The sequence below is a fragment of the Streptomyces zingiberis genome (assembly GCF_012034935.1).
In the GTDB taxonomy this organism is placed as follows: domain Bacteria; phylum Actinomycetota; class Actinomycetes; order Streptomycetales; family Streptomycetaceae; genus Streptomyces; species Streptomyces zingiberis.
Genome location: NZ_JAATEN010000010.1, coordinates 71,189 through 90,261 on the forward strand (window position 1 = coordinate 71,189; position 19,073 = coordinate 90,261).

Here is a 19,073-nt window from a genome sequence, read left to right on the forward strand (position 1 = left end):
CACATCCCCCGCACCCCCGCACCCCCCGCGTCCCCACACCGTCCCCCCACCCCCCAGTCCCCCCGCCACCGTGATCCGCCGCCCGCCTCCCCGCCGCGCGGCGGTTTCCTACGTCCGGCGTCCTCCGGCCCCTCCCGGACCTTGTCCGGCTTCTTCCGTCCTTCCGCCCGGTGTCCCCGGCTCCCGCCGCGCGCGTCCGCTCCGCGCGCGGGGTTCCCCGTCCCCCTGCCCCTGGTTCCCCGTCGCGTCGTCCGCGGCCTCCCGCGCCGCCCCGCGTCACCCCGCGCGCCCGGCGGCCGCCCGTCCCGGTGGGATGTCCGCCGGTCCCGGGTGCGGGCCGCATCCCCGTCGCGTACGGTGGACGGCTGCCCAGCACAGCAGAAGGGGGCCCGGGTGGCCGCGCAGCACGCCCCGGTCGAGTCTCCACGGGACCGCGAGACCGTGGGGGAACAGCACCATCTCGACCTGGTGTACCGAAGACTCGAAGAGAAGATCCACGAGGCGGAGTTCCTCATGGCCGACGCCGCCCGCCGCGGGCAGGTCGGCACCCCCGGCGCCCTGGCCGAGCGCGACGCGCAGGTCTTCCGCGCCGGCCTCCACCTCAACCGGCTCAACGCCGAGTTCGAGGACTTCCTCTTCGGCCGGATCGACCTCCTCCCCGGCAAGGACGGCAAGCGCGGTCCCGACGGCGCCCACACCTCCGTGGAGCCCGCCGACGGCGCCATCCGGACGGACGAGGAGGGCCGGGCCCGCGCCGAGATCGCCGAGACCCTGCACATCGGCCGGCTCGGCGTCCTGGCCGCCGACTACACCCCGCTGGTCATCGACTGGCGCGCGCCCGCCGCGGCGCCCTTCTACCGGGCCACCCCCGTGGACCCCGGCCGGGTCGTCCGCCGCCGGGTCATCCGCAGCAAGGGCCGCAAGGTGCTGGGCGTCGAGGACGACCTGCTCCGCCCCGAGGTGACGGCCACCCTCGACGGCGAGGAACTGGCCGTGATCGGCGACGGTGCCCTGATGGCGGCGCTCGGCCGGGCCCGCGGCCACACCATGCGCGACATCGTCTCCTCCATCCAGGCCGAACAGGACCAGGTGATCCGGGCGCCCGCCGCGTCCGTGACCGAGGTCGACGGCGGGCCGGGCACCGGCAAGACGGCGGTGGCCCTGCACCGCGCCGCCTACCTGCTCTACCAGGACCGCCGGCGCTACGCGGGCGGCATCCTCGTGGTCAGTCCGACCCCGCTGCTCGTCGCCTACACCGAGGGCGTGCTGCCTTCCCTCGGCGAGGAGGGGCAGGTCGCGATCCGCGCGCTGGGCTCCCTGGTGGACGGTGCCGAGGCCACCGCGCACGACGCCCCCGAGATCGCCCGGATCAAGGGCTCCGCCCGGATGCAGCAGGTCCTCCGCCGCGCCGCGCGGGGAGCCCTCGACCTCGGCGGCGGCGGGGGCGGGGGCGGGGACGGCGAGGGCGCGAGCACCACCGCCACCTCCACCACCGCCACCTCCACCACCGCGGACGGAGCGCCGCGCCCGGCACCGGACCGGCTGCGCGTCGTCGTCTTCGGACGGCGGACGGAACTGGGCCCCGAGGAACTGCGGGAGGTCCGCCGCGCCGTCTTCGGCAACGCCGGCACCCCCGTCAACCTGCTCCGCCCCCGCGCCCGCCGGCTGCTGCTGGACGCCCTCTGGGCGAAGTCCGGAGCGGCCGACCGGCATCCCACCGACCCCGAACTGGCCCGCGAGGCCCGGGAGGCGTTCGACGAGGACGTCGTGGACGAGCCCGGGTTCCAGGAGTTCCTCGCCGCCTGGTGGCCCGAGCTCGGGCCGCGCGCGGTGCTGGCCGCGATGGCCGACGAGCGGCGCCTCGGCCGCTGGTCCCGGCGCGTTCTGACCCCGGCCGAGGCCCGCCGGCTCGCCCGCGCCCTGCGGCGGCTGGGCCCCGACGGGCGCGGCCCCCTCTCCGTCCACGACGTGGCCCTGCTGGACGAGCTGCGCACGCTGCTGGGCGCCCCGGCCCGCCCCAGGAGGCGCGAGGCGGACCCGCTGGACCAGCTCACCGGGCTGGAGGAGGTCACCACCTTCGCCGACCGGACCGCCCGCCGTGCCCCGGACCGGACGGCCGGGGAGCGCGCCGAGTACGCCCATGTCATCGTCGACGAGGCCCAGGACCTCACCCCCATGCAGTGGCGCATGGTCGGCCGCCGCGGCCGCCACGCCACCTGGACGATCGTCGGCGACCCGGCGCAGTCCTCCTGGTCCGACCCCGAGGAGGCCGGTGCCGCGCGGGACGAGGCGCTCGGCCGGCGCCCCCGCCGCCGGTTCACGCTCACCGTCAACTACCGCAACCCGGCCGAGGTCGCCGAGGTGGCCGCGAAGGTGCTCGCGCTGGCGATGCCCGGGGCCCGGCCACCGCGGGCCGTCCGCTCCACCGGCCTCGTCCCGCGCTACGCCGTGGCCGAGGTCACCGGGACGGACGGCTGGGGGGCGGGCGCCGCCCTGCGGGCGGAGGCCGCGCGCCTCCTGGACGAGGTGGAGGGCACGGTCGGCGTGGTCGTCGCCATGGGACGGCGCGCGGAGGCCCGCCGGCTGCTGGCGGGGCTCGGCGAGCGGGTGGTGGCCCTCGGCAGCCTGGAGGCCAAGGGGCTGGAGTACGACGCGACACTGGTGGTGTCCCCCGCCGAGATCGCCGACGAGTCCCCGGCCGGTCTGCGCGTCCTCTACGTCGCCCTGACCCGGGCCACCCAGCGGCTCACCGTGCTCTCCACGGAGCGGGACGCGCCGGACGCGGACGGCGTCCCGGATCTGCTGCGGGACTGACCGCGCCGGAACCCCGGGGGCATCGACGGGGCATCGAGGGGGGCCGGGAACGTCCCGCGGGAGGCCCCCTGAAAATCGCGGGGCCGGAGGGAATGGCCGGGCGCGGGGGGAGTGTTACCGTGGATGAGGCACCGGCCCGATCCAAGCCCCCGGGCCCAACCATAGTCGCTTCGAGCGACCACTTGCCGCGAGGCGAGCATGGCGGGCCGGTGTCTTCAACTTCAGGCGTTTTCAGCTTCAGGTGTCTTCATCTTCAGGTGCCTTCAGCCACACCGGAGGGCGTCTCCCCAAAAGCGGGGGAGACGCCCTCCGGCACGTCCGGCACGTCCGGCGCGACCGGGTCTCCCCGCTCCTCCGGGTCCGGCGCGCCGCCCGGGAGACGCAGCGTCACCGACGGCACGCCGGCGGTGACGCCTCGCGCCGGTGCGGGCGCCGGGACGGCACCCGCCTGTCACGGCGTGGACGCAGAGTGGAACAATCCTTCCGATCCTGCCCTCCGGTTACCTGCTACCAATCGGTAAATGGCACGATCGGTCCGCGCGCCCGCCCGGAGGTCCTCCCGGGCGCGCCAGGCGAAACACGGCACAGCAGAGGAATCCCGGCATGGCAACGGCTCCCAGCGTCTCCTACTCGATGACCGTCCGGCTGGAGGTTCCGGCGACGGGCGGCGCCGTCGGCGGTCTGACCACCGCGGTGGAGTCGCACGGCGGCTCCGTGATCGGCCTGGACGTCACCGCCTCCGGCCACGAGCGGCTGCGCATCGACGTCACCATCGGCGCGTCGTCCACCGACCACGCCCAGGAGATCGTCGAACAGCTCCGCAAGATCGAGGGCGTCACCCTGGGCAAGGTCTCCGACCGGACCTTCCTCATGCATCTCGGTGGCAAGATCGAGATGTCCTCGAAGCACCCCATTCGCAACCGTGACGACCTGTCGATGGTCTACACCCCCGGGGTGGCGCGGGTCTGCACGGCGATCGCGGAGAACCCCGAGGACGCCCGCCGCCTCACCATCAAGCGCAACAGCATCGCGGTCGTCACCGACGGCTCCGCCGTGCTCGGCCTGGGCAACATCGGCCCGATGGCGGCGCTGCCGGTGATGGAGGGCAAGGCGGCCCTGTTCAAGCGGTTCGCGGGCATCGACGCCTGGCCGCTCTGCCTGGACACCCAGGACACCGACACCATCGTCGAGGTGGTCAAGGCCATCGCGCCCGGCTTCGCGGGCATCAACCTGGAGGACATCTCCGCGCCGCGCTGCTTCGAGATCGAGGCCCGGCTCCGGGAGGCCCTCGACATCCCCGTCTTCCACGACGACCAGCACGGCACCGCCATCGTCGTGCTCGCCGCCCTCACCAACGCCCTCCGCGTGGTGGGCAAGGAGATCGGCGAGGTGCGGGTGGTGATGTCCGGGGCGGGCGCGGCCGGCACCGCCATCCTCAAGCTGCTGATCGCCGCCGGGGTGCGGCAGGCCGTCGTCGCCGACATCCACGGCGTCGTGCACGCCGGGCGCGAGGACCTGGTGGACGCCGACCCGGGCTCCCCGCTGTGCTGGATCGCCGACAACACCAACCCCGAGGGCGTCACCGGCACGCTGCGCGAGGCGGTCGCCGGCGCGGACGTCTTCATCGGCGTCTCCGCCCCGAACGTGCTCTCCGGGGACGACGTGGCCACGATGGCGGAGGGCGCCATCGTCTTCGCGCTCGCCAACCCGGACCCGGAGGTCGACCCGGCCGTGGCGCGGCGGACCGCGGCCGTCGTGGCGACCGGCCGCAGCGACTTCCCCAACCAGATCAACAACGTGCTGGTCTTCCCCGGCGTCTTCCGGGGCCTGCTCGACTCCCAGTCGCACCGGGTGGACACCGACATGATGCTCGCCGCCGCCGGCGCGCTCGCCGACGTGGTCGCCCGGGAGGAGCTGAACGCGAACTACATCATCCCCAGCGTCTTCAACGACAAGGTCGCCGGTGCCGTCGCCGACGCCGTCAACCACGCGGCCCGCACCGTCGGGGCGGCCGGTGCGGCCGCCGCGGCGGGTGCCGCCGTGACCGGGGAGGCCGGAGGGGCGGCGGGGTCCGAGGGCGTCGCGGGTCCGTGAGGGCCCCGAGCGTTCCGTAGCTCACACAGCTCACACAGCTCACGCCGCTCATGCGGGTGCCCCGGGCTCCGGGATCGCACTGTGACAGGTGCCACGAACGGCCGGGGGCGGCGCGTCGCGGCCGTCCGGCTCTCCGCGCCGCATAGGGTGACGGCTGCCAGAACTGCCGCAAACACCTCGAAGCGACCCTGCCGCCCGCCTCACGAGGGCGGAGCCCGGGGCCTCCCCGGGCGTCCGCGGACTCCCTCCGCGGGCGTCCGCGGCGCCCCGCGGGAGGGCCGGATTGGCTTTATCGCCGCAGGTACGGGCAGGATGCGAGGACGGGCGCGAGGGTCTGCCTGCAGACCCGGGTCCGGGTACCGTCCGAGGGCCCTGGCAGCATCGGCTTCGATCTCACGCCTCATTGGCACGTAGAACACGGGAGTACATATGAACCGCAGTGAGCTGGTGGCCGCTCTGTCCGAGCGCGCCGAGGTGACGCGCAAGGACGCGGACGCCGTCCTCGCCGCGCTCGCCGAGACCGTCGGTGAGATCGTGGCCAAGGGCGACGAGAAGGTCACCATCCCCGGCTTCCTGACCTTCGAGCGCACCCACCGCGCGGCTCGCACCGCGCGCAACCCGCAGACCGGCGAGCCCATCGAGATCCCGGCGGGCTACAGCGTGAAGGTCTCCGCGGGCTCCAAGCTCAAGGAAGCCGCCAAGGGCAAGTAACCCAGGCAGCGTGGAGGGCGGCCACCCCGGGAAGGGGTGGCCGCCCTCTGCCGTGCCCGTCTCGTGCCCGGGCCGTGCCCGTGCCCTGCCCGTGCCGGCGCCCCCGGGGGAGGCACGGGGCGGCGGTGGGGCGCGGCGCCGCGTTCCGTCCGCCCGGCGGCCGGAACCGGCCGCTCAGCCGCTCAGACCGCCCGGGCGCCGTTCGGCAGCTCGACGTCCGCGCCCAGGGCCCGCAGCTTCTCCATGAAGTTCTCGTAGCCGCGGTTGATCAGGTCGATGCCGTGCACCCGCGAGGTGCCCTGCGCGGCCAGCGCGGCGATCAGATACGAGAAGCCGCCCCGGAGGTCCGGGATGACCAGGTCGGAGCCCTGGAGCTTGGTCGGCCCGGAGACCACCGCGGAGTGCAGGAAGTTCCGCTGCCCGAACCGGCAGTCCGAACCGCCGAGGCACTCCCGGTAGAGCTGGATGTGCGCGCCCATCTGGTTCAGCGCCGAGGTGAAGCCCAGCCGCGACTCGTAGACCGTCTCGTGGACGATGGAGAGCCCCGAGGCCTGGGTGAGCGCGACGACCAGCGGCTGCTGCCAGTCGGTCTGGAACCCGGGGTGCACGTCCGTCTCCAGCGCGATGGCGTTCAGCGGGCCGCCCGGGTGCCAGAAGCGGATGCCCTCGTCGTCGATCTCGAAGGCGCCGCCGACCTTCCGGTAGGTGTTGAGGAAGGTCATCATCGAGCGCTGCTGGGCGCCCCGGACGTAGATGTTGCCCTCCGTGGCCAGCGCGGCGCTCGCCCAGGACGCCGCCTCCAGGCGGTCCGGGACGGCGGCGTGGTTGTAGCCGCCGAGCTTGTCCACACCGGTGATCCGGATGGTCCGGTCGGTGTCCATGGAGATGATGGCGCCCATCTTCTGGAGCACGCAGATGAGATCCTCGATCTCCGGCTCCACGGCCGCGTTGCTCAGCTCGGTGACGCCCTCCGCGAGCACGGCCGTCAGCAGTACCTGCTCGGTGGAGCCCACCGACGGGTACGGCAGCCGGATCTTGGTGCCGCGCAGCCGGTGCGGCGCCTCCAGGTACTGCCCGTCCGCGCGCTTCTCGATCACCGCGCCGAACTCGCGCAACACCTGGAAGTGGAAGTCCACGGGCCGGCCGCCGATGTCACAGCCGCCCAGCCCGGGGATGAAGGCGTGACCCAGCCGGTGCAGCAGCGGGCCGCAGAAGAGGATCGGGATGCGCGAGGAGCCCGCGTGGGCGTCGATGTCGGCGACGTTGGCGCTCTCGACGTGGGACGGGTCGAGGACCAGTTCACCGGCCTCGCCGGGGCGGACCGTGACGCCGTGCAGCTGGAGCAGGCCGCGCACCACGCGCACGTCACGGATGTCGGGGACGTTGCGGAGGCGGCTGGGTTCGCTGCCCAGCAGCGCGGCGACCATGGCCTTGGGCACGAGGTTCTTCGCGCCGCGGACACGGATCTCGCCCTCCAGCGGGGTGCCGCCGTGGACAAGCAGGACATCGTCGGTGCCGGTCATGGATCTCGCGTTCCTGGAGTGGGACTGGGACCAAATCCACATGGTAAGGGCCCGTGCGCCCCCGCCCGTCAGGCCGGACCCGGTCCTCGCAGGTCACCCGTACGTCATGGATTCGTCACAACACGTACCGTGCGCCTACCACGGCACAGGGTCATGGAAACGGCGCGGAACGGCCCCGCTCGTCCCGGCTCCCGGAACGGGTCCGGAGCCGGTCCCCAGCCGGCCCGCAGCCGGCCCGCAGCCGGCCCGCAGCCGGCCCGCAGCCGGCCCGCAGCGGTGGCGCGCGGGACGGGCGCGGGCGCCGGAGCCGGGACGGGGCGCGACGCGGTCGCGGTCGGGCGGTGTCCGGTCGCGGTCCGTCGCGGTCCGTCGCGGTGCGTCGCGGCCCGGGCGCGGCCCCGGCGCGGAAAGGGGGCGCGCCCCCTCCGCAGCCGTACGCCCCCCGTGGTCCCCCTGCCTCGTCGCATTGTTGACTCCCCGGAGAGGCGCCCGGTGCGGGATCATGTGCCCCATGACGGAGGTGTCCTCGCTCACGGGGCGGCTGCTGGTCGCGACACCGGCCCTCGCCGACCCCAACTTCGACCGTGCGGTGGTGCTGCTCCTCGACCACGACGACGAGGGCTCGCTGGGGGTGGTGCTCAACCGGCCCACCCCCGTGGACGTCGTCGACATCCTGGAGAACTGGGCCGGTCTGGCCGGCGAACCCGGCGTCGTCTTCCAGGGCGGGCCGGTCTCGCTCGACTCGGCCCTGGGTGTGGCCGTCGTGCCCGGGGAGGCCGGGGCCGCGGTCGGCGGCGGCCCGCTGGGCTGGCGGCGGGTGCACGGCGCCATCGGCCTCGTCGACCTGGAGACCCCGCCCGAACTCCTCGCGGCCGCCGTGGGCAGTCTGCGGATCTTCGCCGGCTACGCGGGCTGGGGGCCGGGCCAGTTGGAGGAGGAGCTGTCCGAGGGCGCCTGGTACGTCGTGGAGTCCGAGCCGGGGGACGTCTCCTCGCCGGATCCGGAGCGGCTGTGGCGCTCGGTGCTCCGCCGGCAGCGCAGCGAACTGGCCATGGTGGCCACGTATCCGGACGACCCGAGCCTCAACTGAGCCCGGGGGGCCGGTGGAGTGGATCCGGCGGGCGACCCCGGGGCCGGCGGGACGGGGGGACGGCCGGGGGCGCCGTGCCCGCGTGGGCCGCCGCCGGGAGTCCGGGCGGGCGCCGCGCGGGGCGGCGGGATCCGGCGGCGGGACCGGCTCGTTCGCCGGGCGGCCCTCTTCGCGGGCCGGGCGGGCCCCGTGTCCTCACGTGGGTACCGGCACGGGATGTCCTCACGTGAGTACCTCTGCGGGCTCGGACGGCGGGTCCCCGGATGTGGTGTACGCGGCCCCGGGGCGGGTAGGCGGCTTCCCCGCGCCGGGGACGGTGCTCCCCGGCCGCGCCCAGTACCCTGGATGACATGAGCACTCTTGAGCCCGAGCGCGGGACAGGGACCGGCACCCTCGTAGAGCCGACACCCCAGGTGTCGCACGGCGACGGCGACCACGAGCGCTTCGCCCATTACGTCCAGAAGGACAAGATCATGGCGAGCGCTCTCGACGGCACCCCCGTCGTCGCGCTCTGCGGCAAGGTCTGGGTGCCCGGACGCGATCCGAAGAAGTACCCGGTCTGCCCCATGTGCAAGGAGATCTACGAGTCCATGACCTCCGGTGGGGACAAGGGCGGCGACAAGAGCGGCAAGGGCGGCAAGGGCGAGGGCCGCTGAGGCCGCTGATCCCGGCTCGCCCGGTCCGCGGGGCGCCGGCCCGGGCCTCGCGGCGCGCGGCCCGCGCTCCGTGCCCGCGCTCCGTTTTCGCGGTGGAGCCGGCGTCCTCCGGCTGCCGGTGCCGGCTCTGAGGGCAGGGGCGGTGGCGGCGGCGCCGGGCCGGTTACGGCGCTCTGCCGTGACGGTCCTGCCGGTGGTTGCCGGCCGTGTTTCGGTCCCGCTGCGCTCCGGTGAAGTTTTCCGCGGCCCGGTGGACGCGCTTCGTGCGCGTTCACCGGGCCGCGCGCGTTGTCCCGGGCAGCGGACGGTGCGCCGGCCGGTGTCCGGGCGCCGGCAGGGGCAGGGGCAGGGGCGCGGCGGGGCGGTGAGCGGCGACGGATGGCGGAGAGGACGGGCCAGGGGGCGGGCCCCGGGCGTACGGCGCCGGACCCGGGCCCCGACCCCGCCCCGGGCCCGGGCCTGAACTCCGCTCCGGCCAGGGCCCGGAGCGGAGTCCCGGCCGGGGCGGCCGGCAGGCGTGCACGGGGTCGTGTCCCGGCGTGGGCCGTGGCGTCCGCCTGCCGGGGAGCCGCCGGCGCCCCGGCCGTCCGTACGGACGTTCCCGCTCCCGGGTGAGCCCACGTGTCACCGGCGGAACGCCGCCGTCTCCACGGACCGGGCCCCACACCACTGCACCTGCCACCGCCACCGGCCCGATCAAGCCGTTGGCGCCGTATGGTTCCGCGAGGCGTGGTAAACCACTCTCGCGGGTGACACCTGGCGGGGATCGGGCCACCGCCTCCGACGGGCAGGAGACGACCCTTCACAGCCCCTCGCGCAGGCGGGCCGTCAAGATGTGCCAGAGTTGCCACGTCCGGGCTGTGAGCACGTACCGTACGGCGCAACAGGCGGGACACCGGGAAGGGGCAGCTGGGTTGACCACGCACGCACCGCAGGCCGCGCGGACGGTGATGTTGCCGTCCTCGCTCGACGAGGCCGTGGCGGCACTCTCGGCGATGCCGGCGGCCGTGCCCGTCGCGGGCGGCACGGACCTCATGGCCGCGGTCAACTCCGGTCTGCTGCGCCCCGCCGGGCTGGTCGGGCTGGGCCGCGTGAACGAGATCCGCGGCTGGCAGTACCAGGACGGGCACGCGCTGCTCGGCGCCGGACTCACCCACGCCCGGATGGGGCGCCCCGACTTCGCCGCCCTGATCCCCGCCCTGGCCGCCGCCGCCCGCGCCGCCGGGCCCCCGCAGATCCGCAACGCCGGGACGCTCGGCGGCAACATCGTCTCCGCCGCGCCCACCGGTGACTCGCTGCCGGTGCTGGCCGCCCTGGAGGCGGCGGTCGTCGTGGCCGGGCCGGACCACGGCCGCCGGGAGATCCCGGTCAGCCATCTGCTCGCCGGGATGGATCTGCTCCGCCCCGGCGAACTCGTCGGCTGGGTACGGGTTCCGCTGCTGCACGCACCGCAGACCTATCTGAAGGCCACCGGCCGGACCGGCCCGGCCCGCGCCGGGGCCTCCGTCGCGCTGGTCCTCGACCCCGCGCGGCGGAGCGTCCGTTGCGCCGTCGGCGCCGTCGCGCCCATGCCGCTGCGCCCCCTGGAGGCGGAGCGCTGGATCGCCGGGCTCATCGACTGGGACGGTGAACGGGGCGTCGCCCCCGAGGCGTGCGCCGCGTTCGGCGAGTACGTCGCGGGCGCCTGCATCCCGGATCCGGAGCCGGGCGAGGACGGCTCCGAGCCGCCCGCCCTGCCGCCCGCCGTCCTGCATCTGCGGCGCACGGTGGCCGCACTGGCCCGCCGAGCTCTGGGGAGGGCGCTCGCATGACCAACGACCAGCCGCGGCAGCCGTATCACGGCGAGCACGGCGACGGCGAGCACGGCGAGCACGGCGGGCACGGCGCCCCCCACCCGTACGACCCGCACGGGGACGCCACCGGGCGGCGGCCCGCGGGCGGTTGGCGGCCGACCGCGCAGAGCGGTGAGTCCGACGACGCCACGGCCTTCGTCCAGCTCCCCGAGGGGATGCTCGACCCGGCGGCGGGCCGCGAGCCGCTCGCCGCGCCCGGTCACGGCGCCCCGCCGCCCGTGCCCGCCCCGTACGGCGAGCCGGTGGATCACGGCAGTTGGACGATGCCGTACAGCGAACCCGGCGCCGGGGGCGGCCCCGCCGGCTGGCGGCAGCAGCAGCCGCAGGGCCCCGGCGCCGCGGAACAGGGCGGCCGGTACGACGAGGGCGCCGCGTACGGCACGGCACGGAGCGGCGCGTGGAGCGTGCCCCCCGCGGCCGACGACGCCCCCGACGAGTCCGGTGAGTATCTGGTCGGCGGTGGAGCTCCCGGCGGCCCGGCCGCCGGGCCGTGGGGCGGCGCGGCCGTCCAGGACGACCACTGGTCCCGCTCCGGCGCGCCGGGCCGGGACCCCGGGGCGCCGGGACCGGAGACGGCGGCCGGCGGATGGGGCCACGCACCGGAGCCGCACGCGCCCGGCCAGGGCGCGCCGGGCGAGGTCCCCGGTGCGCCGGCCCAGGGCGGCGCCTGGACCGGTGCCTGGGAACGCCCCGCGGACCGGCGGCCCGCCCCTCCCGCGGACGCCCGGGACGCCGGTGACGCGGCGCCCGGCGGGGAGGACGGCGCCTGGACGGACCAGGGCGCCGGACGTCCCGGCGACGGCGCGGACCCGGCCGGCCGGTGGCCCGGCGACGGCGCGGACCGGGAGCCGGCCCCCTGGCCGGGAGCGCACGACGCCGGCGAGGCCCACGGGCAGCCGGGCGGCGCCGCCCCTGCTCCGGCCGCCCCCGGGGCACCCCCCGCCGACGGGCACCCGGACCCGGACGAGCCCGCCGCGGACGGGACGGACCCGGGCGGCCCGGCCGCCTCCGGCGACGCCATGGGCGCGGCCGGCCCCGGGCGCGCGGCCGCCCCTGACACCCCGGATATCCCGGACGCCGCCGACGGTTCCGACGGCGCCGAGTTCTCCGCCGCACCGGAGATCCCCGGCCCGCCGGCGGGCCCCGCCGCGCCGGGGGAGGCCACCGAGGGTGCCGAACCCCCGGAGGGCGCCGGCGCCGGGGAGGACCGGCCCGAGATCGTCCTCGACGCCCATACCGAACACCCCTACGCCTCCTACGTGCTGCGGGTCAACGGCATCGACCGCCCCGTCGCCGACGCCTGGATCGGGGAGTCCCTGCTGTACGTCCTGCGGGAGCGGCTGGGCCTGGCCGGGGCCAAGGACGGCTGCTCCCAGGGGGAGTGCGGCGCCTGCTCGGTACAGGTGGACGGGCGTCTGGTCGCCTCCTGCCTGGTGCCCGCCGCGACCACGGCCGGGTCCGAGGTGCGCACCGTCGAAGGGCTGGCCACCGACGGAGCCCCCTCCGACGTGCAGCGCGCGCTCGTCGCGGGCTGCGCCGTCCAGTGCGGCTTCTGCATCCCCGGCATGGCCATGACCGTGCACGACCTGCTGGAGGGCAACCACGCCCCCACCGAACTGGAGACCCGGCAGGCGCTCAGCGGCAACCTCTGCCGCTGCTCCGGCTACCAGGGGGTGCTGAGCGCCGTCCGCGAGGTCGTCGCGGCCCGCGCGGAGTCCGCCGAGGCCGCGGCCTCGGCGCAGGCGGCGGCCGACGCGGAGGCCGCGCGCTCCGCGCCCGCGGAGGGCCCCGGCGCGGGCCCCGAGCCGGACGAGGACGGCCCGGCGGACGGCCCCGGCTATGCCGGCCCGCCCCACGAGAACGGCTCCTACCCGAACGGCGCCTACGAGGGCCGGCCCTACGAGGACCAGCGTTACGAGGAGCGGCGGTCCCACGAGGGATACGAGGAGTACGAGGAGTACGGCGAACCCGGGACGCCCGGCGAGCCCGGCGAGGGCTACGACCCGTACGGCGGCCGGGAAGGGCAGCCGGGCCCCGGGGAGTACGCCCCGTACGAGGCCCCGCCCCGCGCCTACCCGGGCGAGCCCTACGACGAGCGCGCCTACGGCGCCCCCGGGCCCTACGAGGAGGGTGGCGCCCCCCACCAGGGTCAGCCCGGCCCGCACCCCTACCCCGAGCAGCGGGGGTACGAGACCGGGCGGTACGAGGCCCGGCCGTACGAGGACCAGCCTTACGAGGGGCAGCCGTACGACGAGCCGGACCCCCGGGGCGGCTACGACGGCGGCGGTGGCGGATACGAGACCGGCGGCTACGACGGCGGCTACGAGGGCGGCTACGAGGGCGGTTACGACGGCGGCGGCCACCAGGACGGCCCCGGCGGGGCCCACATCCCGGCCCAGGTCTCGCACGGCTCCGCGCGCATCCCCCACCAGCAGCACCAGCAGCACCAGCACCAGCCGGGCGGCCCCGGCCACGCCCCGCACGGAGGCGCCGAGTGAGCCCCGCGCGCGCCGCGGCCCGGCGGAATCCCGGCGGTCCGCCGCCAGGCGCCGGCCGCCCGGCGCCGCCGGCGTCTCCCCGCGCCCGGCGCCGCCCGCCCGCGCTCCACGCCCACCGCGCCGCCGGGCCGTGGCCCGGGTCCGGTCCCGCCCCGCTCGCGGTGCCCGCCGTGCCGCGCCGGGATCCGTCCCCATGCCGGGAGGGAGCGCCGGGCGCCCGTCCCGCCAGGCCGGGGTTCCGTCCGGGGCCCGTCCCGTCCGGTGCGTACTCCGTGTGGCGCCGCGGGGAGGCCGGGGCGGGGGCCCGCGCCGGCCGACCCGCGTCCCGCCCGGCACCCGCCCCGCCCGGCGCGGACCCCGGGGGGCGCCCCGCCTCCCGCACGGTTCGTCCTCCCACCGCCGCGCCCGCCCCCGGGCGGCGCACCCCCCAGCACCCCCGACACCGCCACCTCCCCCTCCTCCCCGGTGGCGGCGGAAAGGCAGCGTGAGATGACCGGTCCCGACGCGGCCACCGCCAACCCGGCGGGCCTGCACGGCGCCCTCGCCCCCGCCCCGGGCGACCCCGGCCCGCCCGCCGGTGAGCCGGTGCCGCACGGAATCGGCGCCTCCCTGCCGCCGGCCGACGCGCTCCCCAAGACCACCGGCACCTTCCCCTACGCCGCCGATCTGTGGGCCGAGGGGCTGCTGTGGGCGGCCGTGCTGCGCTCACCGCACCCGCACGCGCGGATCGTCTCCCTCGACACCTCCGCCGCCGCCCGGATGCCGGGCGTGCAGGCGGTGATCACCCACGAGGACGTGCCCGGCGACGCCACCCACGGCCGCACCGTCGCCGACCGGCCCGTCTTCGCCAAGGACGTGGTGCGCCACCACGGGGAGCCCATCGCCGCCGTGGCCGCCGATCACCCGGACACCGCCCGGCTGGCCGCCGCCGCCATCGACGTCGAGTACGAGGTGCTGGAGCCGGTCACCGACCCGGAGAAGGCGTTCGAGGCCGAACCGCTCCACCCCGACGGCAACCTGATCCGCCACATCCCGCTGCGCTACGGCGACCCGGAGATCGGCGGGGAGGTCGTCGTCGAGGGCCTGTACCGGGTCGGCCGCCAGGACCCGGCGCCCATCGGCGCGGAGGCCGGGCTGGCCGTGCCGCGGCCCGACGGCGGGGTGGAGATCTACACCGCCTCCACCGACCCGCACACCGACCGCGACCTGGCCGCCGCCTGCTTCGGGCTGCCCCCGGAGCAGGTGAAGGTCGTCGTCACCGGGGTGCCCGGCGCGATGGGGGACCGCGAGGACCCCGGCATCCAGCTCCCGCTCGGCCTGCTGGCGCTGCGCACCGGCCGCCCCGTGAAGATCGCGCTCACCCGCGAGGAGTCCTTCCTCGGCCACGCCCACCGCCATCCGACGCTGCTGCGCTACCGCCACCACGCCGACGCCGAGGGGCGGCTGGTCAAGGTGGAGGCGCAGATCCTGCTGGACGCGGGCGCCTACGCGGACGCCTCCGCGGAATCCCTGGCCGCCGCCGTCGCCTTCGCCTGCGGCCCGTACGTCGTCCCGCACGCGTTCGTCGAGGGCTGGGCGGTGCGCACCAACAACCCGCCGTCCGGCCATGTCCGCGGCGAGGGCGCCCTCCAGGTCTGCGCCGCCTACGAGGGGCAGATGGACAAGCTCGCCGCCAAGCTGGGCCTGGACCCGGCGGAGCTGCGCCGGCGCAACGTCATGTCCACCGGCGACCTGCTGCCCACCGGCCAGACCGTGACCTGCCCCGCCCCCGTGGCCGAACTGCTGGAGGCGGTACGGGACGCGCCGCTGCCCGCCCTCCCCAAGGACACCCCCGAGGACGAATGGCTGCTGCCCGGCGGCCCCGAGGGCGCGGGCGAGCCGGGAGCCGTCCGGCGCGGTGTCGGCTACGCGCTGGGCATGGTGCACGTCCTGGGCGCGGAGGGCGCCGACGAGGTCTCCACCGCCACGGTGAAGGTCCACGACGGGGTGGCCACCGTGATCTGCGCGGCGGTCGAGACCGGCCAGGGCTTCTCCACGCTGGCCCGCCAGGTCGTGCAGGAGACCCTCGGCGTCGAGGAGGTGCACGTCGCCTCCGTCGACAGCGACCAGCCGCCGGCCGGGCCCGCCGCGCACGGCCGGCACACCTGGGTCTCCGCCGGGGCGGTGGAGCGCGCCGCCAAGATGGTGCGCACGCAGCTCCTCCAGCCGCTGGCGCACAAGTTCGGGATGTCCACGGAACTGCTCTCCATCGCCGACGGCAAGATCACCTCGTATGACGGGGTGCTCTCCACGACCGTCGCCGAGACGCTCGACGGCAAGGAACTCTGGGCGACGGCGCAGTGCCGGCCGCACCCCACCGAGCCGCTGGACGAGACGGGCCAGGGCGACGCCTTCGTGGGCCTGGTCTTCTGCGCCGTCCGCGCCGTCGTCGACGTGGACATCGAGCTCGGCTCCGTGCGCGTCGTGGAGATGTCCGTGGCGCAGGACGTGGGCCGGGTGCTCAACCCGCGGCAGCTCGACGCCCGGATCGAGGCCGGGGTCACCCAGGGCATCGGCACCGCGCTGACGGAGAACCTGCGCACGGGCAAGGGCATCGTGCGGCGCCCGAACTTCACCGGATACCCGCTGCCGACGGCGCTGGACGCGCCGGACATCCGCATCGTGAAGCTGGTCGAGGAGCGGGATGTGGTGGCGCCGTTCGGCGCCAAGGCGGCCAGCGCGGTGCCGGTGGTCACCTCCCCGGCGGCGGTGGCGGCGGCGGTCCGCGCGGCCACCGGCCGTCCCGTCAACCGTCTCCCGATCCGCCCGCAGGCGGCCGTGGCCTCGCCGGCCCGGCGCTGAACCTCCCGGCAGGCGGCGCCAGGGCCTCACGGCGTGGTCAGGAACTCCTCGATCAGCTCGCGCAGCTCGTCGGGGCGGTCCACCCAGGGGTAGTGACCGCACTCCTTCAGCGTCTCGGAGCGGACCCGCGCTCCCGGGAAGGAGCCGGCCACCAGTTCACCGGAGCGGACGCCCGTCACGGCGTCGAGCGCGCCGGTGACCACCAGCACCGGGCAGGTGACCGCCGCCAGCCGCGCCAGCAGGGCCTCGCGCCCCGGCTCGTCCACGCCCTGCCAGAAGCCGGCCCGCGGCACCGGGTTGAGCTGGTCCGGCTCGGCCGCGGCATGGGCGCGCGCCGTCTCGTCCCAGCGGCCGTAGCCCATCGGCGCGGCCCGCCGCAGCAGGCCGCGCACCTCGTCGAGATCCGCGACGCTCGCCAGCCGCTCGACGGCCTCCGCCGCGTCCGGCCACCACTCCTCGTCCTGCCGGGAGAGGAAGATCTCCCGCGCGTCGCCGGGCAGTTCGCCCTGGAGCCGGGCGCCGGGGCAGAGCAGCACCAGCCGGGTCAGCCGGCCGGGGTGCGCGGCGGCGTACGCCTGGGCCGTGGCCGCCCCCGCGTCATGCGCGAGCAGCGCGAACCGCTCCAGGTCCAGGTGTTCGCGGAGCGCCTCCAGGTCCTCGGCGAGGGACGGGAAGGCGTACGCGGAGGGGTCGGCCGCGGCCGGGGAGCCGCCGGTGCCACGGGAGTCGGGGATCACCAGCGGCCGGTGCGCGTCGAGGCCGCCGAGGTCGCCGAGGTACGCGGCGTCCCGCCCGGGCCCGCCGGCCAGGCAGATCAGCGGGGGAGCGGCCGAGCCGTCGCGCGGCCCGAGCACGCGGTGGGCGAGGTCGGCGGAGTCGTAGGAGCGGAAGTGGCGCATGAGGTGCGGGTGCCCCGCGGCGCGGGCGCCCACCCCTCGCGCACGGGGTACGAGGGGCGCACGTCCCTGCCCCCGCCGGGGCTCAGGACCTCGTCGGGGCACGTTCCCCGGCGCCGGGGCGCCCCGGCAGGCGGTGGACGGCGCGTCCCGTCGCGGCGTGTGCCGGAGCCTCCCGCCCGGCCGGAAGGAGCGTTCCGCCCGCCGGGCGGGAGTCCGCGCCGCCTCTCCGGCCCGGCCTTCCGGCAGCCCTAGGTCCGAAGGACGAGGTTCCGACCAACTTTTGACAGGAGTCGCGGCGCTTTTTGCCCCTTACGCTGACGGTCATGACCGTTCCCGAGCCCCGGGAGGCCGCCGCACCCACCGACCTCACCGGCGGCGCCCCCGATCCCATCGATCGCACCGATCGCACCGATCCCACTGATCCCACCGGCCCCTCGCGCTCCCCGGCCCGGTCCGCCGGAGCGACCGCCGCTGCGGAGGGTGGGAAGGCCACCGTGACCGCCGCTTCCGTGACGCCCGCCTCCGTGGCCGCCGGCGCCCCCTCGGCCGCCGGGACCGCCGGGACCGTCGCCGGCCCCCGCGCCGCCGCCGTGGAGCGGGCGCCGTCCCCGCCGGGGAAGGCGGAGGCGCCGCCGCGGTCCATCTGGCGGCGGCCGTTCCGCGGGCTCACCCTCGGGATCATCTCCGTGGTCTCCCTGGTCGCGTTCGAGGCGAGCGCCGTGCACACCGCGATGCCGGTGGCCGCGCACGCGCTGGACGGCATCCCGCTCTACGCCTACGCCTTCTCCGGCTACTTCACCGCCAGCCTCTTCGCGATGGCCCTCTCCGGCGAGTGGTGCGACCGCTCCGGGCCGCTCACCCCGCTGTTCACGGGGGTGGCCACGTTCGGCGGCGGCCTGGTGATCTCCGGCGCGGCCCAGGACATGTGGACCTTCGTGGGCGGCCGGGCCGTGCAGGGCGCCGGGGGCGGGCTGGTGATCGTCGCCCTCTACGTGGTCGTCGGCCGGGCCTACCCGGAGCGGCTGCGCCCCGCGGTGATGGCCTCGTTCTCGGCGGCCTGGGTGGTGCCGGTGCTCGTGGGGCCGGTGGTCTCCGGGACGGTCACGCAGCAGCTGGGCTGGCGCTGGGTGTTCCTCGGCATCCCCGTGCTGGTGCTGCTGCCGCTCACCGTGATGCTGCCCGCGCTGCGCCGGCTTCCCCGGCCCGCCGGCGGCACGGTGAACCGCCGTCGGGTGCTGCTCGCCCTCGGGGTGGCCGCCGGCGCCGGACTGCTCCAGTACGCCGGGCAGGACCGTACCCCCGCCGCCCTGCTGCCCGCCGCCGCCGGCCTGGCGCTGCTGGTGCCGTGCGTGCTGCGGCTGCTGCCGCGCGGCACGTTCCGCGCGGGGCACGGGCTGCCGGCGGTGGTGCTGCTGCGCGGGGTGGCGGCCGGGTCCTTCCTCGGCGCGGAGACCTTCGTCCCGCTGATGCTCGTCACCGAGCGGGGGCTGTCCGTGACCCTCGCCGGTCTGGCGCTCACCGGTGGCGGGCTGACCTGGGCGCTCGGCTCGTACGCGCAGAGCCGGGCGCGGCTGGAGCCGCACCGGGAGCGGCTGATGCAGGTGGGCATGGGGCTGATGGCCGTCGCCATCGCCGGCCCCGCCCTGGCGCTCCTCGACGGGCTGCCGGGCTGGGCGCCGTGGACGCTGGTGGCGGTCTCCTGGGCGGTCGGCGGCTTCGGCATGGGGCTGACGATCTCCAGCGCCAGCGTGCTGCTGCTGCGGCTCTCCCGGCCGGAGGAGGCGGGCACCAACTCGGCCTCGCTCCAGGTCTCCGACGCGCTCGGGAACATCGTGCTGGTCGGGCTGAGCGGCATCCTCTTCGTCTCCCTGGGCGGGGGAGCGGTGGCCGCCGGGGCGCACACCGCGGGTGTGGCCACCGGCGGGGCGGGCGCCGCCGGTGGCCACGGCGCCGCGTTCACCGCGGTGTACCTGGCCATGGGCGCCGTCGCCCTCACGGGCGCCTGGATCGCCACCCGGCTGAGCCCGCGGGCGGCGGAGGCCCGGACGGGGTGAACGTCCGCCCGGACCCCCGGGATCCGCGGAAGGCCCTCGA

General features: G+C 76.6%; 10 protein-coding genes and 1 pseudogene. 9 read left to right on the forward strand and 2 right to left on the reverse strand.

The window, feature by feature from the left end; genetic code table 11:
- Positions 1-393 precede the first annotated feature (393 nt).
- From HCK00_RS14925 to HCK00_RS14935, 3 genes are all read left to right on the forward strand, one after another.
- Complete coding sequence (locus HCK00_RS14925) at positions 394-2,814, forward strand: HelD family protein (protein WP_168102425.1); 2,421 nt, start codon at positions 394-396, stop codon at positions 2,812-2,814.
- A 603-nt stretch (positions 2,815-3,417) separates the two neighbouring features.
- Entirely contained in the window at positions 3,418-4,908 is a 1,491-nt protein-coding gene (locus HCK00_RS14930; RefSeq protein WP_168102426.1) for an NAD-dependent malic enzyme, read from the forward strand.
- Between the two features lie 429 nt (positions 4,909-5,337).
- Complete coding sequence (locus HCK00_RS14935) at positions 5,338-5,619, forward strand: HU family DNA-binding protein (RefSeq protein WP_168102427.1); 282 nt, start codon at positions 5,338-5,340, stop codon at positions 5,617-5,619.
- 182 nt (positions 5,620-5,801) lie between these two features.
- On the opposite strand, the gene murA is transcribed toward HCK00_RS14935, so the two are convergent.
- A complete protein-coding gene (gene murA / locus HCK00_RS14940; RefSeq protein WP_168102428.1) occupies positions 5,802-7,142 on the reverse strand; it encodes a UDP-N-acetylglucosamine 1-carboxyvinyltransferase in 1,341 nt (446 codons plus the stop codon).
- 511 nt (positions 7,143-7,653) lie between these two features.
- On the opposite strand from murA, the gene HCK00_RS14945 reads away from it, so the two are divergent.
- The 5 genes and pseudogenes from HCK00_RS14945 (at position 7,654) to HCK00_RS14965 (ending at position 16,080) form a co-directional block, all read left to right on the forward strand.
- A complete protein-coding gene (locus HCK00_RS14945) occupies positions 7,654-8,232 on the forward strand; it encodes a YqgE/AlgH family protein (RefSeq protein ID WP_168102429.1) in 579 nt (192 codons plus the stop codon).
- 350 nt (positions 8,233-8,582) lie between these two features.
- Positions 8,583-8,888: a DUF3039 domain-containing protein gene (locus HCK00_RS14950; RefSeq protein ID WP_168102430.1), complete on the forward strand. Its 306-nt coding sequence runs from the start codon at positions 8,583-8,585 to the stop codon at positions 8,886-8,888.
- 914 nt (positions 8,889-9,802) lie between these two features.
- Positions 9,803-10,699 (forward strand): FAD binding domain-containing protein, encoded by an 897-nt coding sequence (locus HCK00_RS14955; RefSeq protein WP_206320386.1) that lies wholly within the window; start codon positions 9,803-9,805, stop codon positions 10,697-10,699.
- Positions 10,700-11,769: 1,070 nt separating this feature from the next.
- Positions 11,770-12,540, forward strand: a pseudogene (locus tag HCK00_RS28820) ((2Fe-2S)-binding protein); the annotation flags it as partial.
- 1,188 nt (positions 12,541-13,728) lie between these two features.
- Positions 13,729-16,080, forward strand: coding sequence for a xanthine dehydrogenase family protein molybdopterin-binding subunit (locus tag HCK00_RS14965; RefSeq protein WP_168102432.1), 2,352 nt, complete (start codon positions 13,729-13,731; stop codon positions 16,078-16,080).
- Positions 16,081-16,106: 26 nt separating this feature from the next.
- Here the strand turns inward: HCK00_RS14965 and HCK00_RS14970 are convergent, their stop codons facing one another.
- On the reverse strand, positions 16,107-16,979 hold the full coding sequence (locus HCK00_RS14970) for an alpha/beta fold hydrolase (RefSeq protein WP_168102433.1): 873 nt from the start codon (positions 16,977-16,979) through the stop codon (positions 16,107-16,109).
- A gap of 323 nt (positions 16,980-17,302) precedes the next feature.
- On the opposite strand from HCK00_RS14970, the gene HCK00_RS14975 reads away from it, so the two are divergent.
- Entirely contained in the window at positions 17,303-19,033 is a 1,731-nt protein-coding gene (locus HCK00_RS14975; RefSeq protein WP_168102434.1) for an MFS transporter, read from the forward strand.
- Positions 19,034-19,073 lie beyond the last annotated feature (40 nt).